This window comes from Alteromonas sp. S167 (assembly GCF_036864375.1).
Taxonomy (GTDB): domain Bacteria; phylum Pseudomonadota; class Gammaproteobacteria; order Enterobacterales; family Alteromonadaceae; genus Alteromonas.
Genome location: NZ_JAZETR010000001.1, coordinates 701927 through 728117 on the forward strand (window position 1 = coordinate 701927; position 26191 = coordinate 728117).

Annotated in this window: 20 protein-coding genes; 14 read left to right on the forward strand and 6 right to left on the reverse strand. The window is 44.6% G+C overall.

The genetic code is table 11. From position 1 onward, the window contains the following. Positions 1-60: 60 nt before the first annotated feature. Positions 61-1965, forward strand: coding sequence for a propionyl-CoA synthetase (locus V7R35_RS03040; protein ID WP_334013208.1), 1905 nt, complete (start codon positions 61-63; stop codon positions 1963-1965). Positions 1966-2032: 67 nt separating this feature from the next. Here the strand turns inward: V7R35_RS03040 and V7R35_RS03045 are convergent, their stop codons facing one another. Continuing rightward, positions 2033-2740 carry a cytochrome b/b6 domain-containing protein gene (locus V7R35_RS03045; protein ID WP_334013209.1) on the reverse strand — a complete coding sequence of 236 codons (708 nt, stop codon included), beginning with the start codon at positions 2738-2740 and terminating at the stop codon, positions 2033-2035. A 364-nt stretch (positions 2741-3104) separates the two neighbouring features. Here V7R35_RS03045 and dapB point away from each other — a divergent pair, with 364 nt between their 5' ends. The 9 genes from dapB (at position 3105) to V7R35_RS03090 (ending at position 14292) form a co-directional block, all read left to right on the forward strand. Next, a complete protein-coding gene (dapB, locus tag V7R35_RS03050; protein ID WP_334013210.1) occupies positions 3105-3908 on the forward strand; it encodes a 4-hydroxy-tetrahydrodipicolinate reductase in 804 nt (267 codons plus the stop codon). 397 nt (positions 3909-4305) lie between these two features. Next, complete coding sequence (carA, locus tag V7R35_RS03055; protein WP_334013211.1) at positions 4306-5436, forward strand: glutamine-hydrolyzing carbamoyl-phosphate synthase small subunit; 1131 nt, start codon at positions 4306-4308, stop codon at positions 5434-5436. A 13-nt stretch (positions 5437-5449) separates the two neighbouring features. After that, complete coding sequence (gene carB, locus V7R35_RS03060; RefSeq protein ID WP_334013212.1) at positions 5450-8671, forward strand: carbamoyl-phosphate synthase large subunit; 3222 nt, start codon at positions 5450-5452, stop codon at positions 8669-8671. 118 nt (positions 8672-8789) lie between these two features. Next, entirely contained in the window at positions 8790-9266 is a 477-nt protein-coding gene (greA, locus tag V7R35_RS03065) for a transcription elongation factor GreA (RefSeq protein WP_334013213.1), read from the forward strand. A gap of 130 nt (positions 9267-9396) precedes the next feature. Beyond that, positions 9397-10395: a hypothetical protein gene (locus V7R35_RS03070; protein ID WP_334013214.1), complete on the forward strand. Its 999-nt coding sequence runs from the start codon at positions 9397-9399 to the stop codon at positions 10393-10395. Beyond that, entirely contained in the window at positions 10395-11387 is a 993-nt protein-coding gene (locus V7R35_RS03075) for a hypothetical protein (protein WP_334013215.1), read from the forward strand. The genes V7R35_RS03070 and V7R35_RS03075 overlap by 1 nt, the downstream gene beginning before the upstream one ends. Position 11388: 1 nt before the next feature. Beyond that, positions 11389-13572: a methyl-accepting chemotaxis protein gene (locus V7R35_RS03080; protein WP_334013216.1), complete on the forward strand. Its 2184-nt coding sequence runs from the start codon at positions 11389-11391 to the stop codon at positions 13570-13572. Positions 13573-13662: 90 nt separating this feature from the next. Next, positions 13663-14055: a DUF3224 domain-containing protein gene (locus tag V7R35_RS03085; RefSeq protein ID WP_334013217.1), complete on the forward strand. Its 393-nt coding sequence runs from the start codon at positions 13663-13665 to the stop codon at positions 14053-14055. Between the two features lie 75 nt (positions 14056-14130). Next, complete coding sequence (locus tag V7R35_RS03090; protein WP_334013218.1) at positions 14131-14292, forward strand: hypothetical protein; 162 nt, start codon at positions 14131-14133, stop codon at positions 14290-14292. Between the two features lie 74 nt (positions 14293-14366). Here V7R35_RS03090 and V7R35_RS03095 read toward each other — a convergent pair whose 3' ends face one another. Beyond that, a complete protein-coding gene (locus tag V7R35_RS03095; protein WP_334013219.1) occupies positions 14367-14810 on the reverse strand; it encodes an Hsp20 family protein in 444 nt (147 codons plus the stop codon). A gap of 384 nt (positions 14811-15194) precedes the next feature. Between V7R35_RS03095 and V7R35_RS03100 the strand changes: the two genes are divergently transcribed. The 4 genes from V7R35_RS03100 to V7R35_RS03115 all read left to right on the forward strand — a co-directional run bounded on the left by V7R35_RS03100 (position 15195) and on the right by V7R35_RS03115 (position 21795). Next, complete coding sequence (locus V7R35_RS03100) at positions 15195-16376, forward strand: acetate/propionate family kinase (RefSeq protein ID WP_334013220.1); 1182 nt, start codon at positions 15195-15197, stop codon at positions 16374-16376. Positions 16377-16465: 89 nt separating this feature from the next. Further along, positions 16466-18607: a phosphate acetyltransferase gene (gene pta, locus V7R35_RS03105; RefSeq protein WP_334013221.1), complete on the forward strand. Its 2142-nt coding sequence runs from the start codon at positions 16466-16468 to the stop codon at positions 18605-18607. 86 nt (positions 18608-18693) lie between these two features. Continuing rightward, on the forward strand, positions 18694-20430 hold the full coding sequence (locus tag V7R35_RS03110; RefSeq protein WP_334013222.1) for a DUF1800 domain-containing protein: 1737 nt from the start codon (positions 18694-18696) through the stop codon (positions 20428-20430). A 12-nt stretch (positions 20431-20442) separates the two neighbouring features. Next, positions 20443-21795, forward strand: coding sequence for a DUF1501 domain-containing protein (locus V7R35_RS03115; RefSeq protein WP_334013223.1), 1353 nt, complete (start codon positions 20443-20445; stop codon positions 21793-21795). A 65-nt stretch (positions 21796-21860) separates the two neighbouring features. On the opposite strand, the gene lnt is transcribed toward V7R35_RS03115, so the two are convergent. The 4 genes from lnt to V7R35_RS03135 all read right to left on the reverse strand — a co-directional run bounded on the left by lnt (position 21861) and on the right by V7R35_RS03135 (position 26179). Further along, on the reverse strand, positions 21861-23399 hold the full coding sequence (gene lnt, locus V7R35_RS03120; protein ID WP_334013224.1) for an apolipoprotein N-acyltransferase: 1539 nt from the start codon (positions 23397-23399) through the stop codon (positions 21861-21863). A gap of 181 nt (positions 23400-23580) precedes the next feature. After that, positions 23581-24438 carry a CNNM family magnesium/cobalt transport protein CorC gene (gene corC, locus V7R35_RS03125; RefSeq protein ID WP_334013225.1) on the reverse strand — a complete coding sequence of 286 codons (858 nt, stop codon included), beginning with the start codon at positions 24436-24438 and terminating at the stop codon, positions 23581-23583. Between the two features lie 170 nt (positions 24439-24608). Continuing rightward, positions 24609-25079 carry an rRNA maturation RNase YbeY gene (ybeY, locus tag V7R35_RS03130; protein ID WP_334013226.1) on the reverse strand — a complete coding sequence of 157 codons (471 nt, stop codon included), beginning with the start codon at positions 25077-25079 and terminating at the stop codon, positions 24609-24611. After that, complete coding sequence (locus V7R35_RS03135; RefSeq protein ID WP_334013227.1) at positions 25076-26179, reverse strand: PhoH family protein; 1104 nt, start codon at positions 26177-26179, stop codon at positions 25076-25078. Before V7R35_RS03135 ends, ybeY begins: the two co-directional genes overlap by 4 nt. Positions 26180-26191: the final 12 nt, after the last annotated feature.

A 26191-nucleotide genomic window follows, 5' to 3' on the forward strand; every position in this document is an offset into this window, starting at 1 on the left:
AAGCATTAGCCATCGCGATGAAGTAGGGTAATAACTACTTCATCTTTATTGGACATCGTTATGCTTTATAAGAAGGAATATTCAGCTGCCACGCAATCGCCACAGGCATTTTGGCTTGAAAAAGCGAAGGCTATCGACTGGTTCAAGACCCCTCCCTCTGCGTTTAATAATATATCCGGCGGCACTGTTGAGTGGTTTAAAGGTGGCACCCTAAATACTAGCTACCTCGCGCTCGATCATCATGTCCAATCTGGAAAGGGTGATAAAACAGCACTTATTTATGAATCCCCCGTAACGCAAAGCACAGTATCTTTTACTTATAGCGAACTGCTTAGTGAGGTTTCAACATTCGCAGGTGCACTCTCTAGGCTAGGTGTCACAAAAGGCGACCGCGTCATTATTTACATGCCTATGATCCCTCAAGCCGCTATCGCTATGTTAGCTTGCGCGCGAATAGGCGCTATTCATTCTGTCGTTTTTGGTGGGTTTGCAGCCAATGAGCTTGCGGTGCGGATAGACGATGCAACGCCAAAAATTATCGTAACTGCATCATGTGGTATTGAAGGTAAAAAAGTATTGCCCTATAAGCCATTAGTTGATGAGGCAATTAATTTGGCAACGCACAAACCTCAGGGTTGTATTTTGGTTCAACGAGAACAGCTGAAAGCACGGCTTGAGACTGGTTACGATCACGATTGGCATTACCTTATGTCAAGTAGTAGCCCAGTAGAGGCAGTAGAACTAGATGCCACGCACCCTTTATATGTACTTTATACATCGGGCACAACAGGAAAGCCCAAGGGCGTGGTAAGAGACAACGGTGGGCATGCCGTTGCGTTGCATTATTCACTAGATGCCATATACGGTATAAGTGAAGAAGACGTTTTTTGGGCGGCATCTGACGTTGGCTGGGTTGTAGGGCATTCATACATTGTTTACGGTCCTCTAATTAAGGGGGCAACCACGGTGATGTATGAAGGTAAACCTGTTGGTACACCCGACGCGGGCGCATTTTGGCGTGTAGTTCAAAAGCATAAAGTGAACGTACTGTTCGCTGCACCAACGGCGTTTCGTGCTATACGAAAAGAAGATCCCAATGCGCTACTTTTATCAGAATATGACATTTCAAGTTTACGCACACTCTTTATGGCAGGTGAACGTCTTGACCCTTCTACCTACTATTGGGCAAGCGAAAAAATGGGTGTACCGGTTATCGATCACTGGTGGCAAACCGAAACGGGGTGGCCGATTTGTTCAAACCCTATGGGTATTCAACCACTTCAAACTAAACCTGGCTCTTCTAGTGTGCCTACGCCAGGTTTTAATGTACAAGTACTTAACAGTAATGGCGAGCAACAAGATGTAGGTAAAAAAGGTGCTATTGCTATAAAGCTGCCGCTGCCTCCAGGGTGCTTACAATCTATTTGGCAAGATAATGACCGCTTTATTCAAGGCTATTTAACCGAGTATGAAGGGTATTACAGTACAGGGGATAATGGTTTCATCGATGATGATGGATTTGTATTTATTATGGGGCGTACAGACGATGTAATTAATGTTGCAGGTCACAGGCTCTCTACCGGTGAGATGGAAGAAGTTCTAGCTTCACACCCTGCCATTGCCGAATGCAGCGTAATTGGGATTAACGATACGTTAAAAGGCCAACTTCCCATTGGCTTGGTGCTGTTAAAAGATGGTGTTGATATTAATGAAACTCAGTTGGAAAGCGAGCTTGTAAGCCTTGTACGAGAGACCATTGGACCTGTCGCTAGTTTTAAACGCGCCATTGTAGTAAACCGACTACCGAAAACTCGCTCGGGTAAAATTCTTCGTAAACTTATTAGGCAAGTCGCCGCTAACGAAAATATTACCGTTCCTTCTACTATCGATGACCCTGCTAGTGTAGCTGAAATTCAACAGGTAATGATGCAAAAAGGGCTAGTTGCTAAAGCTAAAGCGCAATAAACGCCACGTTGGTGTCTATTGCGCGCTTCGCAAAGGCCTGGTGAAAGTTAGCGGAATACAGGCGCTGCTAATAATAGAAGTCGTCCACCTGCGGTGCGGGTGGATACACTTCAATGACTAAGTACACAACGAATGCAGCTATTAAAGCCACTATTAATGCACGAACTAACTTTGAGTGCTCGATACTTATATGCTTTCCATCTACTTCATTATGGAAAACCTCTTTTTTACCATGGACCATTGCAGGTGCGAGTTTTTGCTTTTTAAACGCTGTATAGAAGATAACAGCACCAATATGTAGAACAATCACATAGAGTAAAGCGTCGAAAGCAAGATGATGTAATGACGACATTACACTTAACACTTCTTCAGTTGCCAGTGCTCGGTAAGGGCCATCTAAAAAGATGTCGTCAGTCATAAATAGGCCTGAAATAGCCTGTATAGCCACCAAAATCAGCATGACAATAACAAACCATCCGCCTAATGGGTTGTGTCCTGCCGTTGGAGTCGCGTGCTTATCAAAGAGTGATTTTAAATAATTCACCACTAATTTAGGGCCTTTAACAAACTGCGTGAATTTGGCGTAGCGCGTGCCCACCACACCCCAAAACAGTCTAAATACAACAAGAAAAAGCGTAAAATAACCAACATAGAAGTGCCATTGCACAGCATTATCTAACCAGTTTACAGTGGCATATTGGGCCACAATACTTCCTACAAGCAACCAGTGAAACAGGCGAGTGGGGATGTCCCAAATTAGCGCGTTTTTCTTCATATTTTTATCTTTAGGTTTGTTTTGAATAAGAAACGAATAAAAGCATACTAGCGAGCTCCGGCTAAGATTAAATCGGCACAGTATGAATACGTTTAACAATGTATCTAAGCGCAGAGCCAAGTGTATCTAAAAGTAAGAGTAGTCGGCAGCTAATGAGCGTTTTTTCTGTGCAGACTCTCGCATATTAACTTTTGCGCCTCTCATATGGTTTCAGTTAAACGGTAGTGTAAATTTATATTGGAGATGTAATTTGCATTAACGCGAAACGTAATTGATATATTAAATGCCATTCTTGCATTGCAATAGTATTTTCATTTGGCAGAATGCAGAGCAATTACCCAATAATTAAAAAGTGTGAAATAGCATGAAAGTAGGTTTGTTTGGCGCCAACGGGCGTATGGGTCGTGTGCTTATTGAAGCGTTAGAATTAAATGAGAATGCGCAGCTTGGTGTTGCTACCGTAAGGGACGACTCGCCTTGGGTGGGTATGAACGTAGGTGAACTTGCTGGTATTGGAAAAAAAGACATTAATTGTACTGCAGTGTCGTCGCTTAACAGTAGTGATGCCGATGTAATGATTGATTTTACGTTGCCTTCAATTATTGAGAGTAACCTTGAATGGTGCGTAAAAAATAATATGCCGGTAGTAATAGGCACTACAGGGCTTAATGAAGTGCAGCTAGCTGCATTGGATAGTGCTGCAAAGCACATCCCTATTGTGTTTGCTGCAAATTACAGCGTAGGGGTAAACCTAATGCTGTCGCTTGTTCGACAAGCCGCGAGCGTGTTGGGCGAAACCGCAGACATTGAAATTACCGAAGCGCATCATAGGTTCAAGCAAGATGCACCTTCAGGCACCGCGATGGCCATAGGTGAAGCAATTGCTGATGAGCTTGGCAGAGATTTAAAAACATGTGCAGTATATGGACGCGAAGGTAAAGAGCCTGAGCGAGATCAGGGCACCATTGGTTTTGCTACGGTGCGCGCAGGGGACATTGTTGGTGAGCACACGGCACTGTTCGCTGACATTGGGGAACGATTAGAAATAACGCACAAAGCATCTAGCCGACTCACCTTCGCAAAGGGAGCGGTGCATGCTGCACAATGGTTGAATGGCAAAGAACCTGGTCTATACTCCATGGTGGATGTATTGAACTTAAAGGTCTAGCAACCACTACTGTTAGTTAAAATACAGTGTGTTAGTGCAATGTATTCGTGCTCGCTCCTCGTTCGGTTAAGTATTCCGTTGAGTAAATGTTAACGTTATGTTGTGCTAATCTTGACCAACGAGTCATACTTTCGGTGGTTTTAAGCGAAAAACGCGCTAAAGCCTCTATTTTGATAAATTACTGCAAATAAATTTGCCATTTTCCGACAGTGATGTATACTCACCGGAATTTGCCAGAATTTCGTATTCTGAGGCCTCGAAAATGGCTGAAGAGTGCGGTTTTATTAGCTGCAAAGATCGTAAAACGGGATGTATTGTTATCAATAACTCCCGTTTTTTGTGGGGTTTGTGCAAAAAACTGCACAAACACATAGTTATCCTTAATCTGGAGGTTGACTTGGCTAATTCTGCCCTTTTGGTGTTAGAGGATGGTTCTGTTTTTAAAGGTACGGCGATAGGCGCTACAGGCTCCGCCGTCGGGGAAGTTGTTTTTAATACTTCCATGACTGGCTATCAAGAAATTCTCACCGACCCATCCTACGCTGAACAAATCATCACCCTTACTTATCCACACATTGGCAACACCGGCACTAACGACGAAGACGTTGAAGCAGATAAAATCTGGTCAAAAGGTCTTATCATTCGTGACCTACCTCTTGTTGCTAGTAACTTTCGTCAACAGCAAACACTGTCTGAATACCTAAAAGCGAAAGGCGTTGTGGGTATTGCTGACATAGATACACGCCGTTTAACGCGTATCTTACGAGACAAAGGTGCACAAAATGGCTGCATCATTTGTACTGATGAATTAGACGAGTCTAGCGCATTAGCGCAAGCAAAAGCTTTTCCTGGCCTAAAAGGCATGGATTTGGCAAAAGTAGTGAGCATTACTGAGCCAAAAACATGGACTGAAGGTAGCTGGGAACTTGGTAAAGGTTATGTCACGCCAAGTGAAACAAAATACCACGTTGTTGCTTACGACTTCGGCGTAAAAAACAATATCCTTCGCATGCTTGCTGACCGCGGTTGTAAAGTTACCCTGGTGCCAGCACAAACGCCTGCTGAAGATGTATTGGCCATGAATCCAGATGGCGTATTCCTGTCTAATGGCCCAGGCGACCCTGAGCCTTGTGATTACGCAATTACGGCTATTAAAACCATTGTTGAAACGGGCATACCTGTTTTCGGCATCTGTCTTGGGCACCAGTTACTTGCGCTTGCAAGTGGTGCAACTACAGTGAAAATGAAATTCGGCCACCATGGCGCGAACCACCCGGTTAAAGACCTAAAGCGTAACGTAGTTATGATCACCAGCCAAAACCATGGTTTTGCTGTAGATGAGTCTAGCTTGCCAGATAACCTAGAAGTAACTCACGTTTCGTTGTTCGACAAGTCGTTGCAAGGCATTCATCGCACCGACAAGCCTGCATTTAGCTTCCAGGGTCACCCTGAAGCCAGCCCAGGTCCACATGAAGCGGCACCATTATTCGACCATTTCATTGAACTTATTGAACAACACAAGCAGTAGGAATTAGCCCGTTATGCCAAAACGTACCGACATAAAAAGCATTCTTATCATTGGTGCTGGCCCTATTGTTATCGGCCAGGCTTGTGAATTTGACTATTCAGGCGCGCAAGCGTGTAAAGCCCTTCGCGAAGAAGGCTACCGAGTTATTTTGGTGAACTCTAACCCAGCCACCATTATGACAGACCCAGAAATGGCAGATGCTACATACATCGAGCCAATTCACTGGGAAGTAGTGCGTAAAATTATCGAAAAAGAGCGTCCAGACGCCATTCTTCCCACCATGGGTGGTCAAACGGCGCTTAACTGTGCACTAGACCTTGATAAACATGGTGTATTAGAAGAGTTCGGTTGTGAACTTATCGGTGCAACGGCAGATGCTATCGATAAAGCTGAAAACCGCGAGCGTTTCGACAAGGCAATGAAAAATATTGGCCTTGAATGCCCGCGTGCGGAAATTGCGCACAGCATGCAAGAAGCACATGATGTATTAAGTCGCATTGGTTTCCCTTGTATTATTCGTCCATCATTCACCATGGGTGGAACAGGTGGCGGTATTGCTTACAACATTGATGAGTTCAATGAAATTTGTAACCGCGGTTTAGACCTATCTCCTACTAGTGAGCTACTTATCGACGAGTCGCTGCTAGGTTGGAAAGAGTACGAAATGGAAGTGGTGCGCGATAAAGCAGACAACTGCATTATTGTGTGTACTATTGAAAACTTCGACCCAATGGGTGTTCACACTGGTGATTCTATTACCGTTGCACCAGCGCAAACGCTTACCGACAAAGAATTCCAACTTATGCGCAATGCCGCTATGGCTGTACTGCGTGAAATTGGTGTTGAAACCGGCGGTTCAAACGTACAGTTTGGTGTAGACCCTAAAACTGGGCGCATGGTTATCATCGAGATGAACCCGCGTGTTTCGCGTTCATCAGCACTTGCGTCTAAAGCAACGGGTTTCCCTATTGCAAAAGTGGCAGCAAAACTAGCAATCGGTTACACACTAGATGAACTCGCGAACGATATCACAGGTGGCCTTACACCTGCGTCGTTCGAGCCGTCAATTGACTACGTTGTCACTAAGATCCCACGCTTCAACTTTGAGAAGTTTGCCGGCGCTAACGACCGTCTTACTACCCAAATGAAGTCGGTAGGTGAGGTTATGGCAATTGGTCGTAACCAGCAAGAGTCATTGCAAAAAGCCCTTCGCGGCTTAGAAGTAGGTGCAACTGGCTTAAACCCAATGGTTGACCTTGACGACCCTGAGTCGCGCAATAAAGTGGTTTATGAACTTCGTCAACCTGGTGCAGAGCGTATTTGGTACATCGGCGATGCCTTCCGTATGGGTATGACGGTTGAAGAAGTATTCAACCTTACTAATATTGACCGCTGGTACCTTGTACAGCTTGAGGACCTTATTCTTCTTGAAGCAAAAGTGGCCGAACTTGGTTTACCGCGCATCGATGCAGATCTAATGCGTTCGCTTAAGCGCAAAGGTTTCTCTGACGCACGTCTAGCGGAACTTACCAAAGTAGCTGAAAGTGATGTACGTGAAACTCGCCGCGGTTTTGGCATTTCACCTGTATACAAGCGTGTAGATACCTGTGCCGCTGAGTTCTCGACCAGTACTGCTTACATGTACTCGACGTATGACGAAGAGTGTGAAGCGGCACCAACCGACAACGACAAGATTATGGTATTGGGAGGTGGTCCAAACCGTATCGGTCAAGGTATCGAATTCGATTACTGCTGTGTTCACGCGGCACTATCTATGCGTGAAGACGGTTACGAAACCATCATGGTTAACTGTAACCCTGAAACGGTTTCTACCGACTACGACACGTCAGATCGCCTGTACTTCGAGCCAGTCACGCTTGAAGATGTGCTTGAGATTGTTGCGAAAGAAAACCCGAAAGGCGTTATCGTGCAGTACGGTGGTCAAACGCCGCTTAAACTAGCACGCGCTCTTGAAGCGGCCGGCGTACCCATTATTGGTACTTCACCGGAAGCCATTGACCGGGCTGAAGATCGTGAGCGTTTCCAACAAATGGTTAACAAGCTCAACCTTAAGCAGCCAGCAAATGCCACGGTAACTAACGTTGAACAAGCCCTTGCAATGGCTGAAGAAATTGGCTTCCCGCTGGTTGTTCGCCCAAGTTATGTACTAGGTGGTCGTGCGATGGAAATCGTATACGACATTAAAGATCTTAAGCGCTACCTAAACGAAGCAGTAAAAGTGTCTAACGACGCGCCAGTACTGCTAGACCGTTTCCTTGACGATGCTATTGAAGTTGATATCGACGCAATTTGCGATGGCAAAGAAGTGGTAATCGGCGGCATTATGGAGCATATCGAGCAAGCGGGTGTTCACTCTGGCGACTCTGCATGTTCACTGCCTCCACATTCACTGTCTAAAGAAATTCAAGATGTAATGCGCGAGCAAGTTAAAGCTATGGCCCTTGAACTTGGCGTAGTTGGCTTGATGAATACACAGTTCGCAATCAAAGATGGTGAAGTGTACCTAATCGAAGTTAACCCGCGCGCTGCACGTACGGTACCGTTCGTGTCGAAAGCGACAGGTATTCCATTAGCAAAAGTTGCCGCACGTGCAATGGTAGGTGTAAGCCTGGCAGAGCAGGGCGTAACGGAAGAAGTTATTCCTCCTTTCTACTCTGTGAAAGAAGTAGTACTTCCGTTTGCTAAGTTCCAAGGCGTTGACCCACTATTAGGCCCAGAAATGCGTTCGACTGGTGAAGTTATGGGTGTGGGCGATACGTTTGAAGAAGCGTACGCTAAAGCGAACTTAGGCGCAGGTGCTCCGCTTCCTAAAGAGGGTAAAGCACTTATCTCGGTTCGTGATAACGACAAACCTCGCATGATTGAACTGGCAAAAGCGCTCGTTGAGGCCGGCTTTAAAATTGAAGCAACGCGCGGAACAGCGACAGAGCTTTATGATGCAGGCATTATGAGCACGGTAGTGAATAAAATGTCGGAAGGTCGTCCTAACATTGTTGATGCAATCAAAAACGGTGAATACGCCTATTTGGTTAACACAACTGAAGGCCGACAAGCTATTACCGACTCGGTATACATTCGACGTGAAGCGTTACTTAATAAAGTAACCTACACAACAACAATGAATGCTGCGTTCGCTACAATTAGAGCTAAGTCAGCTGATGACCGCAACAGAGTAGCATCAGTTCAAGAACTGCACGCTAGAATTAAACACTAATGACAATGGCTAGGATACGAGGTATCCTAGTCATATTACATTTGTGTGAACGAATAAAAAGTGCGCCTTCGCGGCGCACTTTTCTGTTTTAAATAACTAGCTAGGCGAGACTGTATCCATGAGTCAGTATCCAATGACAGCGCGTGGCGCTCAAATGCTGCGTGACGAACTAAACGAGCTTAAAACCAAAACCCGTCCGCGTATTATCGAATCGATTGCTGAAGCGCGTGAGCACGGCGACCTTAAAGAGAACGCCGAATATCACGCAGCACGTGAGCAGCAAAGCTTTTGTGAAGGTCGTATTCAAGATATCGAAGGCAAGCTGTCGAATGCGCAAATCATCGACGTTACTAAAATGGACAACACCGGAAAGGTTATTTTCGGTACTACTGTAACCATTTTAAATGTTGATACCGATGAAGAAACTACCTACCGCATAGTGGGCGATGATGAAGCAGATATTAAAAACAATCTGATCTCTGTGAACTCTCCAATTGCTCGTGGGCTAATTGGTAAAGAGCTTGACGATATGGTAACCATTCAAACGCCAGCGGGCGCTGTTGAAGTGGAAATCATTGAGGTCGAATACATCTAAGCTATGTTTTGATATAGCCATATTGGAAAGCCGAGCATTTGCTCGGCTTTTTTGTATCTATTGACATACAGTCTGTTGGTCATAATATATACAGAAGAATGCATTTACCGAAAGTATTTTGGAGAATAGGGTGTTAAAAGGAGTTAACGAGCTTATCAAAACGAAGCTTTACCTAGTGTATTTACTTACTTTTCTAACAGCCAATGCTGCATTAGGGTTTATTTCATTCGGCCTTGATCCTTCTTCTTTAGCCGCAAGAGATTCTGCAACAGCTCTGACAGCGCCTTTTCTCGTGGCTTTTGCATGGTGGGCACATAGACAAACAGTAGATAAGTCTTCAGTCTATCTTTCTTTTTTACTTTCCCATCGGCGGAAAAAGAGAAGAGATAAAGTTGAGGCAAGGATCAGAGTCATAATCTCAGAAAATTTGAGAAAGTCTTTTTTTCCTGTTTTTGCGTTAGCTGTATTTTTAGCGTGTTTTTATATTTTGTCGCAAGACATTGCAGATACTCTTGGCGATGAGCCAAAGAGGACATTTTTAATAGCACAAGCAATACCTATGTGGACAACTGGCTTGTTTTTTCTTGCAGCTAATGTAGCAGTATTGCGCTTCATTAAAAGGCACCTTCGTAAGCATTTTAGAGTGAGGTTGTTTGAAATAGAGCACTTACGACCGCTATGCATGCTTGTTTTACACAATTTTTTCATTGCATCGGTGTATCTTTGTATATTTGCGGTTTCATTTATTTTTATCACAGTAACAACCGCTGATGCATTTTTACTCATTGTGTTCTCGTTAATAATCCTTTTGGTTTTGTTCCAGCCAATATTTGAAGTGCACAATGTAGTTGCTGATAAAAAGTCTAAGGCCTTAGAACGAATCAATGAAGTTCTAAAAAAGGAGACGCTAGAGACGTATAGTAAAAGTGCAACGCGACGATTAGTAGACAGTGATACCAAACTTCAATTTATTTCTGACTTGTTAACAGTGCGTTCCGAGATAGAAGGGGCACCAAGTTGGCCTTTAACGTTGCCTTTTGCAATTAAAGTGAGCTTCCTTGTGTTTCTACCTTTATTGTCTTGGACGGGAGCTGGTTTAGTGAGCCAAGCTATAAAGCAGGTGTTGTAATGAGTAATTATCGAAGGTTTTTGCTCGCCGTAATAAGTATATCTGCAGGGGTTTTTGCAATTGTCGTTGCCAATTTTTTTGGTGCGTTTGAGCTTAGTCTCCTGAATTCAACGTTAGGCATTAGACAGCGCAATGCCGCACTTACCTTCGCAATAATGATTGCATTTTTCATATACGCTAACCAGTTTCTTTATCACCGCTGCTTATATTGCCTTAATGAGTTTCTCACCAAGTATCCGAATGAAATGAGTCATAAAGAATTAAAGCTAAAGCTTACGAGTGGGATTAACTTCGGTTTGAGATACAGCTGGATTACCGGAATACTTTTCACTATTTTATACATTACCAGTGAAAAGTTGGTATCGAGTACAGACTATTTGGCGTGGTATTTGTCTTTTTTGGGCATATTCTTTTGGCGCTATGCATTCTTAACACTCTATACCGTCCTTTTTATCACTTGGTTCGTGATTTCACATTTTTTGAATGAAAAGCTTGTTGATTTATTTGGTATTGAGCGTTTTGAACACTTATCTGATTTGGTCATATCAAATGCGATAGTGAGTGCCGTATCACTAAGTCTGATACCGCTGTTTTGGCTTGGTACAGTTGTCCCAGTAATTGACCGCGTGATCGTAGCCGTTATTTTCCTAGTGCTTATCGTTTATCTCTTTCGTCCTATTCATAAGGTACAGAAAAACATCTCAAAGAAGAAAGCACTTGCAGTAGAAAGAATAAACCACTCAATAAAAAGTCTGTTTAGCAGTTCAGGCCACAGTAACAGGCGTCTTACAGACGACCCAGTTCGATTGAGGAAGTTAAGTTCATTGATTAGTTCTAAACAACAAATTGCAAACGTATCTGAATTGGCGATTGACATCCCCCAAGGTATGAAAACCCTCGCAATTGCACTCTCAGTTCCTGCCTCGTGGGCGATCGGAGCCTTAATTGATGGATACCTAGAGCTGTTAGTCAAATCTTCCAGCTTCATTTAGATTGAGACATGAAAAGCGCTATGCACCCGTTCGGCTTTTTTGTATTCACAATACAAAACTAATCCTGAGCAATGAGCGAAATATCGTTATTTGCGCTTATTTGATTGTTTTCTATACTGGAAAAAGGCGCCTTTCAGTTGGTTTCAACGGAGGTCATGTATTTTCTTTCAATAGTACATCATATACACGGAGTTCGATCGTGCGCGTGCTACAACGATTATCAATTTTCCAGCTAACTATCTGCGGTGCTTCAATTCTTCTTATCAGCGTTGCTTTTCTTGCATTTAAAGATGTTAGCCGTTCTCTTTCAGATACAATTGCGGCAAGTAGCGACGTTGAAATGATTGACCTTATTGCGTCTGTCGAGGCAATAGCACATCATCACGCAGTTGAGCGAGGGCTGACAGCTGGCTATCTTGGTAACCCTAGCGATGCAGCATTTGACAAAGTAAAAGCTCAAAGAAAAAACGCAGACGAGGCGCAACGAAAACTTGAATCTTTGCTATCCGAAAACGCAGCCTATGGGGAAAAAGTGAGTCGCATTTTACTTGCTTTAAAAGAATATTTAGCGGGTAAGGATGCTTTAAGACGTGAGGTCGACAGTGGTAGTGGCGGGAGAGCATTTACTTTTTATAGTTCACTGAATGCTGCGGCGCTCAACGCTGCAAATTCACTCACAATCTATGTTAATAACCTTGCATCAAAGGAATCACTGGCTAACGCTATTTTACTTGCCCAACTAAAAGAGCGCTTGGGACAGCAAAGAGGGAAAGTAAATGGTGTGATTGCACGAAAAAGTGCAAATAGTGTGGTTAAGAGCCAGCTTGCAAAATACAAGCAGGAAGTGGAATACATTTCAGGCAAATTGAAAAACAGTTTACCCCCAGACAATTTTGCTGTGTTTAATGATGTTTTGTCATCACAAGAGGCCGCTTTAATAACGCGCACACTTGTATCACTAGAATCAGAAAATATAGATTTTAACTCACTTCCTTCAAACGATAATTGGTTTGGCGCTGCAACTTCTCAAATAAAGGGCGTGAAAGGCATACTTGATGATATTTGGCAGAAAGTAGCGCAAGACGCCCGTGCCATGCACGATTCTGCTGTTCTTGCACTTACCGTTACTGTTTTAATTATTATTGTCGGTGTTTCGGTTGTTGCGCTTATTTATCGTTCGCTCCTTCATATCCTCAATACGCAGTTACGACGCCTTATCCAAAATCTACACAACATAGCGGATAACGGTGATTTAACAGTAGACGTCAGCTCACAAGCAAGAAATGAGCTAGGCTCGGTCTCTCGCGCAGTTAATAAAACGATCCTGGCTCTGAAAGATCTTATCCGTGGCTTAGAGCAATCAATTGAGGCAAGTACTCGTTTGTCATCAGAGTTAGAGGAGTCCTGCGCCGCAATGGTTGCAGATGCAGGCGATACACAGCAACGCTCACTGAATATTGCATCTGCCCTGGAGGAGGTATCAGTGACGAGCGATGAAATTGCAAAATCGGCATTTGACACATTATCTGCCAGTCAATCCTTAGACACATTATCAAATACAGCATTCGAGATAAATGAGTCAATCAGAAGGGAGATGAAGCAATTAGAAGAGGACATGAGTTCCGTTGAAAATAATGCTGCTGATATGGAGAAACAGGTAACGGAAATTAGTGGCATATTAGAAACCATTAATGCTCTGTCAGACCAAACTAATTTACTGGCTTTGAATGCTGCGATAGAAGCTGCCCGAGCGGGTGAGCATGGTCGTGGTTTCGCTGTTGTTGCTGATGAAGTGAGAAAGCTAGCACAGAGCAGCCGTAACGCGTCGGATCAGATATCATCGCTACTCGCATCGCTTCAGCAAGCGAGTATGGTCGTGGTGGAGGATATAAATAAAAACGCGATTGCAGTGAAAAACTCAGTGGAAGTAACAGGTGATGGAAGAGAAACGGCTAAAAAGGTAAAAGATGCAGCATCTCAATTAGAAGCGATGGCAAACAGTATGTCTGCGGCTGCAGAACAGCAGTCAGTGACAACGAGAGAAGTTGCAAAAGATATCGTCGATGTAGAATCAGCAGCTAAACACGAGGTTGAGTTAGCTGAGTCACTTTCAAAATTATCTCATTCAATGAAAGAAAACAATACTGTATTGAGAAGAGCTATCTCGAGCTTCACTCTTGATTAAAAGCACAACTTAACACTCTGTTACACTTTAATTACTTTGCACTATTTATTAACCACGTTAGCATCCTAAAAAAGCGTTGGAGGAAAAAGTATGGAATGCAGAGGTGATTTTTCTATCGTGGGCTGGGAAGAGGATACGGTATCTGAAAAATCTGGAGGTGCAAAGCTAACCCGCGCTTCCGTAAAACAAACATACGCTGGTGATATGGTCGGTGAGTCGAGTATTGAGTATATCATGGCATATGAAACTCCAACTAAGGCGTCATTTGTTGGTTTTGAATCATTTGTAGGTGTAATAAATGGCTTGAGGGGGACAGTAACTTTAAAACACGAAGGTATTTTCGATACGGGTGTGGCTACTAGTTCTTTTCACGCAATAACGTCGGCATCCACGGGGGAGCTTTCCAATAAGTGTATATCAGGCACGTTCTCTTCAGGCGAGGCAGGCAAAGCAAGCTATGTCATATCCCTCACGAGTCCATGAATTAAATCAACTAGCTTTGCGATAGTGGGTTCGATATTTGATGCAGTTTAGCAAAGTGACATCATTCCAGTAGGAATGATACTTTTTCATGAGAGAGCGGTTGCTACTGACGGTGTGAATGCGGAGCTTGATACATCAAACCCTTATATAATTGGCGTGGTTACAGAAAACGATGCGAAAGGAAGAGGTGGGTTTACAGGTCGTGAGGAAGAAATTGATTTAAACTGTGCGCTCTGACCGACATAAAAAGCGGCGCCAAGAGGCGCCGCGAAAAAATGGGAAACAAACCAAGAAATTATGAAATTGAGTGATTAGTTTTCGATAAGTCGAGAACCAATTTCAATTTGACGTGGTTTTTTCGATTCTGGAATGACTCGCTCCATATCGATATGTAGAAGGCCATTTTCCATATCAGCTGCCAATACTTTCACATGGTCGCCAAGTTGGAATTTACGCTCAAAATTGCGCTCAGAAATACCTTTATGTAAGAACTTACGTTCGTTACTCTCTTTCTCTTCCGCTTTTTTAGTGCCAGTAATAGTCAGGGTGTTCTCTTCAACCTGAATCGAAACGTCGTCTTTACTGAAACCTGCAATCGCCATGGTTACGCGATATTTATCGTCGCCTAAAAGCTCGATGTTGTACGGAGGGTAAGTGCTTTGTTTCTCAGAGCGCGAAGCCGCGTCGATAAGAGAAGCAAGGTGGTCTGAACCGATGAATGAACGGTAAAGTGGAGATAGATCGATAGTACGCATAGTCATATCCTCAAAATAAAGCAATATGTTTAAATTAATGTGCCCCGACAATTCGGCGGCGTTTGTGTCGACCTGACCTTTCAGCGCCGACGAATACTATGTAGGGATAGGCCAAATGCTTTTCAACACTAAAAACAAAAAAAATTTTATATTTTTTGTTTTTAGCGTTCGTTAATGCCATCTGAAAAGGGCCCCTAAAACCCATTTTTACAGGAAAGTTAAGGCCTGTTGAAATAAATAGAAAAACCTAAAAGACCCTTTGAAAAACAAGTGAATGCGATGTTTTTTATAAAAGATTTAGCATAACGTTAACCAACCTTTTTGTTTATAAATGCTACAATTCAAATTCATTGTTTGACCCACCACTTTTAATTTGAAAGCCAAATGAAAAAAGACGTTATTGTTTTAAATTGCGGCAGCTCTTCTGTGAAGTTTGCCATTATTAATGCTGAAACTGGTGAAGCAGGGCTATCTGGAATGGCAGAGAGCCTAGGCAACCAAGACGCTAGCTTGTCGTATAAGATAGACGGCAAAAAAAATACGTTAGCATTGCCCGAGAAAGCGGGTCACACAGAAGCGTTGAATGCTATTCAGTCGGTTATTGCGCAAACCGGTGTTGTGCCAATCGCTATTGGTCACCGTGTGGTGCATGGTGGCGAGAAATTTAAACAAGCAGCATTGGTAGATGAAACCGTTCTGGCTGCCATTGAAGAATATGCCAGCATGGCGCCGCTTCACAACATGGCAAACTTGAAAGGTATTACTACTGCGCAAAAGGCCTACCCGAATTTACCGCATGTTGCTGTATTCGATACGTCATTTTTCCAAACCATCCCGAAGAAAGCCTTTGTTTATGCGCTTCCAATGGCGCTTTACAAAGAACACGGTATCCGTCGCTACGGATTCCACGGTACTAGCCATAAATTTATTTTAGACAGTACTGCTGCTCAACTAAATAAATCGGTAGAGGACACAAGCATCATAAGTGCACACCTTGGCAATGGCTGTAGCGTATCAGCCATCGAAAAAGGTCAAGCAGTAGACACCAGCCTAGGCTTTACACCGCTTGAGGGGTTAGTGATGGGCACCCGATGTGGTGACTTAGACCCAAGTCTTCCTGGAACATTGCAACGAAAGCTTGGTAAAACGGCAGAAGAAATAAACGACCTGTTGAACAAGCAATCTGGTCTATTGGGTATCTCCGAGTTAAGTAACGACTGTAGAACATTGGAAGAAGCCGCACTTAACGGACATGAAGGTGCGTTACTTGCCATTGAAATTTTCTGTTATCGCTTGGCCAAATACATATCGGGCTACATGATTGCCGTACCAACCCTAGATGCCATTGTGTTTACCGGCGGAATTGGCGAAAACTCGTCACTGATCCGCGAAACCACTATGGGCTATTTCAAGCATTTTGGTGTAGCAATTGATGAGCAGAGAAACCTTGATGCGCGATTTGGAAACGCGGGCGAAATAAGTGCACCATCATCAAGCACCAAAGTGCTAGTTGTGCCTACCAATGAAGAGTGGGTTATTGCAGCACAAGCCGCACAGTTTGCTTAGGCTTGCATTAGCCAGCCTAAGTTTGCATCAGGTTTTTAATTAGTTTTGAACCGGCGCCTTTGCAATAAGGCGCTATATCAGGAGCATTTATGTCTCGCAAAATAATGTTGATCCCAGTGGGCACCAGTGTGGGCCTTACTACTGTCAGCATGGGTCTTGTTCGCGCTATTGAAGAGCAAGGCATTAAACTTAACTTCTTCAAGCCAGTTGCGCAGCCTCGAAGAGGTGATAATGGTGAAGAACGTTCAACGGCCATCATTTCACACCACGCCAGCGTGTCACCTATTTCTCCGTTTACGCTAGATTATGTAGAGCGCATGATCAGTAACGACAGCACAGATGAGTTGTTAGAAGAAATTATCGAGCGTTTTGAAGATAACAGTGAGCATGAAGCCGTTACGGTAATTGAAGGCTTAGTTACCACACGACACCATCCGTATGCTGAGCGTTTAAACCTAGAGATCAGCAGAGCATTAGACGCTGATATTGTATTTGTTGCTGTGCCTGGAAACGACTCGGTAACCGACATTAATCACCGTCTAGAAATTGTGGTTGATACTTACGGCGGCCATAAAAGCCAAAAAGTGGTTGGCTGCATATTCAATAAAGTAAATGCGCCTTTTGATGAGCATGGTCGTTTACGTGCCGATATTGGCGCCATTGAAGCGCCTGAGCATGACGAAGCTCGCACACAAGCACTGCGTGACCTTCCAATCTTCAAGAAAGGCTTAAGCTTATTAGGCACCATAGACTGGAGCGCCGATTTAGTGTCGCCACGGGCAACCGACGTGGCAAAACATTTAAATGCTACCTTGTTAAATGAAGGGGAAATGGCAGAGCGCAGATTAAGCAGCGTTTCATTTTGTGCCCGTGAAATTCACAACATGACTCATACCCTAAAACCAGGGGCATTGCTTGTAATGTCTGGCGACCGCGGTGACGTATTTGTATCGTGCTGTCTTGCCGCATTAAACGGTACCAAGCTAGGTGCGTTATTACTGACTGGTGGCTACGAGCCAGATGAGAACATTATGGCGCTGTGCAGCCAAGCAATGGAAACAGGCTTGCCGGTGATGCTGGTAAATACCAATACATGGCAAACAGCACAAAACCTGCAGGCGTTTAACCAAGAAGTGCCGGTTGACGATAGCAATCGTATAGAAAAGGTAATGGTACATACTGCAGAAAGCTTAGATGCAAAGTGGGTAACCTCGCTTACTGAAAAAGTATCACGACAGAGAAAGCTGTCACCTTCGGCGTTTCGTTTTTACCTGACTAACCGTGCAAGGCAGGTTAACAAGCGCATTGTGCTTCCCGAAGGTAACGAACCACGCACAGTTGTAGCAGCGTCAATTTGTGCAAAGCGTGGTTTAGCGCGCCCGGTTTTACTGGGTGACGAGACTGAGATAAGACGCGTAGCAGAACAGCAGGGTGTAGTGCTTGGTGACGGCGTTGAAATATTATCGCCGAGCAACATTAAACAAGACTATGTTGAAGGGTTAGTAGCACTGCGCGGCCATAAAGGCGTAACCGAGGTTGTTGCTAACGAGTTGTTGAGCGATAACGTAACGCTTGGCACCATGATGCTTCAGCAAGACCACGTAGATGGCTTAGTGTCAGGCGCGGTTAATACCACGGCCAATACTATTCGCCCAGCATTACAGCTTATAAAAACCGCAGAAAATGCATCACTCGTTTCGTCTGTGTTCTTTATGCTGCTGCCTGATCAAGTGTTGGTATATGGCGATTGTGCTATTAACCCAGACCCTAATGCACAGCAGCTTGCCGACATTGCTATCCAATCGGCTACTTCTGCTCAAATGTTCGGCATAGAGCCTCGCGTTGCAATGATCAGCTACAGTACAGGTACTTCAGGCGCGGGCAGCGATGTGGAAAAAGTGCGAGAAGCAACCAAAATTGCACAGTCATTGCGCCCTGACTTACTCATTGATGGACCACTTCAATACGATGCGGCTGCCATTGAGAGTGTAGGGCGAAGTAAGGCGCCAAACAGCCCTGTTGCAGGTAAGGCAAACGTGTTTGTGTTCCCAGACCTTAATACTGGAAACACCACTTACAAAGCAGTTCAGCGCAGTTTTGACTTAGTGTGCATTGGCCCAATGCTTCAAGGCATGCGTAAGCCGGTTAACGACTTAAGCCGCGGCGCGCTGGTAGATGACATTGTGTTTACTATAGCGCTAACGGCAATACAGGCTGCCGGTGGTCAGTGATTTTATACCTAAAGCACGCGTGCAATAACCAAATGTTGCACGCGTGATATACACTTAAATGGTGTAAATCATCGTAGGCAAGGGTTATGCGAGCACTCTATATCTTCCTTTTTTGTTTGTTTCTAACTGCCTGTGGTGGTTCTGGTGACAGCGCGTCACCACAAACTCCCATAGAGGGAGACGGTGCAACACCGGTCTCACCTTCGCCAGCACCACCTGAAACACCGCCGCCTGAAACACCACCAGAAGCGCCACCTGAAACGCCCCCACCCGAAGCACCGCCTCCGCCAGAAGATGAGCCAACACCCATGGGGCAGGAAAGTGCTGCGTTATTTTTAATGCAGTCTACGTTTGGTCCAACGCAACAAAGTATTGAGTATGCAGCCAACATCGATAGGCAAACTTGGCTAGCCGAACAATTTAATACGCCTGCATCACTACACTTGCCATTGCTTAGTACCAAATATGCCGCCGATGAAATGTATTCACAGCATTGGGTTGAGTCATGGTGGGACAGGGTAGTCAACAGCGATGACCAGCTTCGTCAGCGTGTAGCCTTTGCACTATCACAAATCTTCGTTGTGTCGACCAAAGACGATCGTTTGTTGGTTGACCCACACGGTGTCGCCAACTACTACGATGTTTTGGTACGAAACAGTTTCGGTAATTTCAGAACCCTTTTGGAAGAGGTTACCCTAAACCCGATGATGGGTATGTATTTGAGCATGCTGGGTAATGAACGCCCCGACGACGAGCGAAATATACGACCAGATGAAAACTTCGCTAGAGAAGTGATGCAGCTATTTACCATTGGCTTGGTTGAACTTAACCCCGACGGCACCGCAAAACGCGATGCAGCGGGCAATACAATTGCTACCTATGGCCAAGATGAGATTGAAGGGTTTGCCCATGTGTTTACAGGTTGGCACTTTGCTGGAAAATCACATTGGTGGGAATGGCACTACGATAGTTTAACGCCTATGTCGGCCTACAACGCCTTTCATGATGAAGGTGAAAAAGTACTGTTAAACGGCACTGTGTTGCCTGCAGGTCAAAGTGCAGAACAAGACTTAAGCCAAGCGTTAGATAACTTATTTCATCATCCTAATGTTGGCCCATTTATTTCAAAACAGCTGATACAAAGGCTAGTAAGTAGTAATCCATCGCCACAGTATGTTGCGCGGGTATCGCAGGTTTTTAATGATAACGGCGATGGCGTAAGAGGCGACTTGCAAGCGGTTGTTCAGGCTATTTTGCTCGATGAAGAAGCAGTCTCGCTAAGCGCTCGGCAAACTGGAAAGCTACGTATGCCGTTACTTAGATTAGCGCATACCATGCGCGCTTTTAACTCAGGAGCACGGGACAACGGCATGGGCCATGAATTTGTTGAATATAATTTAGGGCTTTCACCACTAGGCTCGCCTAGCGTATTTAATTTTTATCGCCCTGACTACAGCTTACCGGGCGACATTCGCGATAGCGGCCTAATCTCGCCAGAGTTTCAGTTAGAAAATGAAATTAGCGTGACGCGCTACATCAACTATATGTTCTACATGGCGTGGTTTAATAATTTACGGGGCGACGAGATAGTAGAAGATGATGTTGGCATCGTTAATTTCGACCAATTAGCAGCGCTTCAAAACGATGACGCCATTATCGAATATATAAACCTAGTGTTGTTTGCAGGGCAAATGAATGATGAAACGCGGCTGGCATTAAACAGCGCCGCCGAGCACTGGTCGGGTGCAGAAGTCGCTTGGATGAAATACGCAAACTTAGTGTATCTCGCCACTATTTCCCCTGAATTTGCCATTCAACCTTAGGCTTGGAGCACAATGATGAATAGACGTATATTTCTAAAAAAAGGAATCGCTTCAGCCGTTGGTGCCAGCTCGCTATATGGTGTGTCTTCACAATTTTCTTTAGTGCAGGCCATGTCTCAAACCCAACCGTTTAATGACTACAAAGCGTTGGTGTGCGTGTTTTTACTTGGCGGAAACGACAGCCTAAACATGCTTGTACCAACAGAGTCTGCAGCGTATAGCGCTTATGAAAGTACACGCCAAAACTTAGCAGTAGCCCTTGAAGAAACACTACCTATTACTACCCGTTCTGCACAGTACTCTTCGCTTGGGTTGCATCCATCGCTCGCTAGTTTATCAAACGTTTACGCAAGCGGGCATGCCGCATTTGTGTCAAATATGGGGCCACTTATTCAGCCGGTAACAGTAAGTCAGGTGTTATCGGGGCAAGCTGTATTACCTCCGCAGTTATTCTCTCATAGTGACCAGCAAAATCATTGGCAAACTGCTGACCCACAAAACGTTGCACTTACTGGGTGGGCGGGCAGAATGGCCGACTTGATTTATGACTCGGGGCATCCGCTGTCTATGAACTTATCAATGGCTGGTGGCAACTTATGGCAAACGGGGCGAAACGTGCTGCCATTTGCTTTAGGGCCAAACGGCGCTGAAGAAATGGTGGGCATTAATACAGATGTGTCTTGGCAACAAGCTAATGCGGCCTTTTACGATACTATTAATGGCGGTGCGTCTAACCGTTTTCAGCAAGCATTTAGTGATATTGTGCAGCGTACCCGAAGAACTGGCTCACTGGTGAACAGTGCATTAGCTACAGTTGATGAGTTACAAACTGAATTTCCAGCATCGCGCTTTGGTGCGCAAATGGAAGGTGTGGCAAGAATGATAGCTACGCAGCAAACTCTAGATCAGCCACGGCAAGTTTATTACGTTGCGATGGGGGGGTGGGACACGCACGACAACCAAAACGCCGACCATCCACGTTTGCTAACCGAGTTAGCAGAAGGTTTAGCGGCGTTCTACAGCGCAACTCAAGAGCTGGGTGTAGCGGAGGCTGTTACTACGTTCACCGCATCAGATTTTGGTAGAACAATGACAAGCAATGGTGATGGCACTGATCATGGTTGGGGCGGTCATCAAATTGTGCTTGGCGGTGCAGTAAATGGTGGTGATGTATATGGCGAAGTGCCAGAGCTAATGCTAAACGGTAATCAGGACATTGGTGACGGAAGGTTGCTGCCCACCATTGCGGTAGACCAATACGCCGCCACGTTGGGCGCATGGTTTGGACTAACGGATAGCCAATTGCTGGAAGTATTTCCAAATTTAGCTAACTTCTCTACGCGTAATTTATCGTTTATGCGTTAGAAGCTATTTTACTCATGAAAAGTATTATTGCTTTGGATACTCATATCTTAAAACGAGGTTAAATATTAACCTCGTCTTTTAACTACCACAGCACCAATAAGTAGCAAGGTAACTATAAACCACACGCCTAAGTCTTGTAGGTGGTAGTAGGGTGTAAAGCCAGTGGTTGCAATAACCGGTGCGGTAATGCTCGCCGCTTCAAACTGAGGCAGCACGGCATTTATCTTGCCTTTATGGTCGATAAACGCAGTAATACCGTTATTAGTTGCACGCAGCACAGGGCGCCCCATTTCCAGAGCACGCATTTGCGCAATCTGTAAATGCTGCGCAGGGCCATGTGAACGACCAAACCATGCATCATTACTTACTGTAATGATCATATCGGTATCAGCATGTACGTTAGCTATTACCTGCCTTGGAAACGTAATTTCAAAACATATGGCCGGCGCTAATTTAATGCCGTTAGCTTCTAAGTTAGGTTGCTGAAAATCGCCTCTTGAAAAGCTCGACATGGGTAAATCGAACAAAGGGGCAAGCGGGCGTAGCCAGTCTTCAAAGGGGACAAACTCTCCAACAGGTAGAAGATGATGTTTAGCAAAGCGGTTGTTGTGAAAGTATTGATAGTCAGGATACGCGGCATCATCATTGCGTTTCCCCAACACAATTAGGTTATTCCACGCTTCGTCGGTTTCCCAGTTGTAGTTCACAATGCCAGTAATAAGCGCTGTGTTTTCGTTAAAAGCGCGCTCGTTCACTTGGGCTAAAAATGGCTGAGCAAGGGGTTCTAGTTTGGGTACGGCAGCCTCAGGCCATACAACTAAATCATTGCTCCAAAGCCCTTCAGTAAGCGACCAGTAAGTTTGCATAGTGGGTTCGTCTTGCTCGGGAACCCAACGTAAACTTTGCGCAATATTGCCTTGTGCCATCCCCACACTGTAGGTCTGTTTTGGCTTCACCCACGTGTGCTGTGAAAGCATATAGCCACTTACAAATAAGCAGCTAATAACCAACGCGGCATTAAACACCGTACGTTTATTATTTATTAGTGCTAGCAGTGCCGCACTTAACACCAGCAGTGCGGTAATGCCGGTTTCGCCAATTATTGGGGCAAACCCAGCTAGTGGGCTATCAAGCTGGCTGTACCCAAGCGAAAGCCATGGAAAACCAGACAGCATCCAGCTTCGCAACCATTCTGCTACCACCCAGAAAAAGGGCAGCGCCATTGGCCAAAGCCGTGTTGGAAAGTATTTCGCAGTAAATTTAATAGCAAGCGCGGGGTACAGTGCAAGGTAGCCACACAACAGTGCCATTAAACCGATTGATGCTATAAGCGGCAGACCGCCAAAGTCGGCAATACTCACATGCACCCAACTTACGCCTGCACCAAACCAACCTGCGCCAAGTAGCCAGCCCGCCAAAAAAGGCTTGTGCTTCAGTTTTATTATTTGACGAAAAGCCAATGCAAGAGCAGGTATGGTAATAAGCCACAAGTTAAAGGGCGCAAAAGCTAGAGTTAAACTTGCACCACTCATAACAAGCAGCAGGTGCGGTAAGAAGTGTGAAAAGCGGTGCGATAAAAAGCCTGAGGAATTGCGTTTTAACATGATGGTGAGTGACTTACCGTATGTTTAATGAATTTAAGCTGCTACAGCGATAGCTTAAAGCTAGCTTTGCTAAATATGTTCTTAAAAAAGCAGTAAAAAGGCAGTAAAAAAGCGATAAAAACTGCCTAAAACAATACAGGTGCCTTTCAGCACCTGTATGAGTAACTTGTTTTTTCTTACTTTACTCGAGTGACGGTACCGACACTTTAAGCTGAATTAAGCGGCGCTTGTCTGAGTTTGTCACTTTAAACTGAATATCGTTTATCACAATTTCGTCGTTGGTCTCTGGCATATGGCCAAACGCTTTAAGCACAATGCCGCCAATAGTATCGGCTTCTTCTTCGCTGAATTTTGTTTCGAAGAACTCGTTAAAGTCGTCAACAGGCGTAAGTGCTTTTACCGTGTAGGTCGACTTGTTTAACGGGCGAATATCGTCTGTACCGTCTTCTTCGGTATCGTACTCGTCTTCAATTTCACCCACGATGATCTCTAGGATATCTTCAATGGTAACCAGGCCAGACACACCGCCGTACTCATCAACAACAATTGCCATGTGGTAGCGCTGCTGGCGAAATTCTTTTAATAAGACGTCTACACGCTTGCTCTCTGGCACAATTACAGCAGGGCGAAGAATGTCGCGAAGGTTGAATTCTTTTTCGGCATTAAACGCAAAAGACAGTAAATCTTTTGCTAGCAATATGCCTTCAATGTGGTCTTTGTCTTCGCTAATTACAGGAAAACGGGAATGGGCAGATTCAAGCATTACAGGTAAAAACTCTTCTACCTTTTGCTCTACGTCTATGGTGGTCATTTGAGCGCGAGGGATCATAATATCCCTTACTCGCATTTCGTTTACCCCAATTACCCCTTCAATCATTTCGCGGGTTTGTGGGTCGATGATTTCGTTTTGCTCGGCATCAGTTATTACTGATACCAACTCTTCTTTACTTCTCGGCTCGCCAGAAATTGAATTTTTTAGTTTATCTAACCAACTCTTGCCTGATGAGCCGTTGGTAGAGTGAGGATTATCGTCGCTCATAATGTCCGTTTAATTGTTAGTTCAACGCCAACGTTAAAATGCTTCTTGCTGGTCGTCAATGATTTATTGTTGTTAAGTATAAAACGATAGGTGTTACATACACTTATAAAGTTTTGTAACGCCTCTTCAGTAAAGTATATTCAGCTTCCTTTCTAAACGAATTGCGCTGCCTAGACTTCGTAGGGATTTTCTATATCTAAGCCCGCAAGAATAGCAATCTCTTTGCTTTCCATTTCCTCGGCCTCTGCATCGTCAATATGGTCGTAGCCTAACAAATGCAATATGCCGTGTACCGTCATATGGGCGTAATGATGAAGCACTGCCTTATTCTGCTCGGCAGCTTCACGGCTGATAACAGGAGCACAAATAATAAGGTCGCCCAGCAGATTCATCTCAATGCCGGGTGGCGCCTCAAACGGAAAAGACAGTACATTGGTTGGTTTGTCTTTTCCGCGATATTCACTGTTTAGGCTCTGGCTTTCGCTTTCATCGGTAAAACGAATGGTCACTTCTTGATGCTCAAGCCCTTCACAGGCAAGCACTGCGTTAGCCCAAGTTTCAAGGTCAGCGGGTGAGGGGATTGCAGCTAAAATGGCGTTGTCGCCCTCAAACGCTTGCTGATAGTCAATAATGGCGCTCACGATGGGGTGTTATCGCTGTTGCTAGCATTACTGCTAGTGCTATTACTACTTTGTGCGTCACTTGCTGTTTGCTCGCGCTGTAGTCGAAGTGCTTCTTCCTTGCGCTCTTTACGCAAACGTTCTTGTTCAGCATCGTGAACTTCATAGGCACGCACAATACGGGCTACAACAGGGTGACGTACTACATCTTCTGCGTTAAAGAAGTTAAACGAAATATCATCCACTTCGCTTAATACTTCAATAGCGTGACGTAGCCCTGACTTAGCACCGCGCGGTAAATCCACCTGAGTGATATCACCGGTAATAACCGCTTTCGAATTAAAGCCAATACGGGTTAAGAACATCTTCATTTGCTCAACCGTGGTGTTTTGGCTTTCATCCAAAATAATAAAGGCGTCGTTAAGCGTCCTACCACGCATATATGCTAATGGCGCTACTTCAATAACGTTGCGCTCCATAAGCTTTTCTACTTTTTCGAAACCCAACATTTCAAACAGGGCATCGTAAAGTGGGCGTAAGTATGGGTCCACTTTTTGAGATAAATCGCCCGGTAAGAAACCAAGCTTTTCACCTGCTTCAACCGCTGGGCGGGTAAGCAATATTCGGCGAATCTCTTGACGCTCTAAGGCATCAACTGCAGCGGCAACGGCTAGGTAAGTTTTACCTGTACCAGCGGGGCCAATACCAAATGTAATGTCGTGGTTAACAATGTTTGCCACGTATTGCGCTTGGTTTGGATTACGCGGCTTAATAACGCCACGTTTGGTTTTGATGTTCACTTCCTTGCCATAGCCGCCTGTTGCGTCTTTCTCAATAACGCGGGCTTCTTGAATAGCAAGGTGAACCTGTTCTGCTTCAAGCTCGGGAACACGGCCTTTAACAGGCTGTGTTTCAATATAAAGTAGCTTCAGTAGCTCGCTGGCGCTTTTTATTTGCTGTGGCTCGCCTAGTACCTTAAATGCATTATTGCGGTAGGTAATCTCTACCCCTAATCTGCGTTCTATTTGCTTGATGTTGTCATCAAAAGGGCCACATAAACTGGACAAACGTTTGGTATCTGCCGGTTCTAAATCAAATTCATTACTAACCAAAGTACTCAAGCTACTTTATTC

What these genes read in the sequence shown, in the direction of transcription:
- V7R35_RS03040 (WP_334013208.1), top strand. Translation starts at nt 61, where the DNA reads ATGCTTTATAAGAAGGAATATTCAGCTGCCACGCAATCGCCACAGGCA.
- V7R35_RS03045 (WP_334013209.1), bottom strand. Translation starts at nt 2,740, where the DNA reads ATGAAGAAAAACGCGCTAATTTGGGACATCCCCACTCGCCTGTTTCAC.
- dapB (WP_334013210.1), top strand. Translation starts at nt 3,105, where the DNA reads ATGAAAGTAGGTTTGTTTGGCGCCAACGGGCGTATGGGTCGTGTGCTT.
- carB (WP_334013212.1), top strand. Translation starts at nt 5,450, where the DNA reads ATGCCAAAACGTACCGACATAAAAAGCATTCTTATCATTGGTGCTGGC.
- greA (WP_334013213.1), top strand. Translation starts at nt 8,790, where the DNA reads ATGAGTCAGTATCCAATGACAGCGCGTGGCGCTCAAATGCTGCGTGAC.
- V7R35_RS03075 (WP_334013215.1), top strand. Translation starts at nt 10,395, where the DNA reads ATGAGTAATTATCGAAGGTTTTTGCTCGCCGTAATAAGTATATCTGCA.
- V7R35_RS03085 (WP_334013217.1), top strand. Translation starts at nt 13,663, where the DNA reads ATGGAATGCAGAGGTGATTTTTCTATCGTGGGCTGGGAAGAGGATACG.
- V7R35_RS03090 (WP_334013218.1), top strand. Translation starts at nt 14,131, where the DNA reads ATGATACTTTTTCATGAGAGAGCGGTTGCTACTGACGGTGTGAATGCG.
- V7R35_RS03095 (WP_334013219.1), bottom strand. Translation starts at nt 14,810, where the DNA reads ATGCGTACTATCGATCTATCTCCACTTTACCGTTCATTCATCGGTTCA.
- V7R35_RS03100 (WP_334013220.1), top strand. Translation starts at nt 15,195, where the DNA reads ATGAAAAAAGACGTTATTGTTTTAAATTGCGGCAGCTCTTCTGTGAAG.
- pta (WP_334013221.1), top strand. Translation starts at nt 16,466, where the DNA reads ATGTCTCGCAAAATAATGTTGATCCCAGTGGGCACCAGTGTGGGCCTT.
- V7R35_RS03110 (WP_334013222.1), top strand. Translation starts at nt 18,694, where the DNA reads ATGCGAGCACTCTATATCTTCCTTTTTTGTTTGTTTCTAACTGCCTGT.
- V7R35_RS03115 (WP_334013223.1), top strand. Translation starts at nt 20,443, where the DNA reads ATGATGAATAGACGTATATTTCTAAAAAAAGGAATCGCTTCAGCCGTT.
- lnt (WP_334013224.1), bottom strand. Translation starts at nt 23,399, where the DNA reads ATGTTAAAACGCAATTCCTCAGGCTTTTTATCGCACCGCTTTTCACAC.
- corC (WP_334013225.1), bottom strand. Translation starts at nt 24,438, where the DNA reads ATGAGCGACGATAATCCTCACTCTACCAACGGCTCATCAGGCAAGAGT.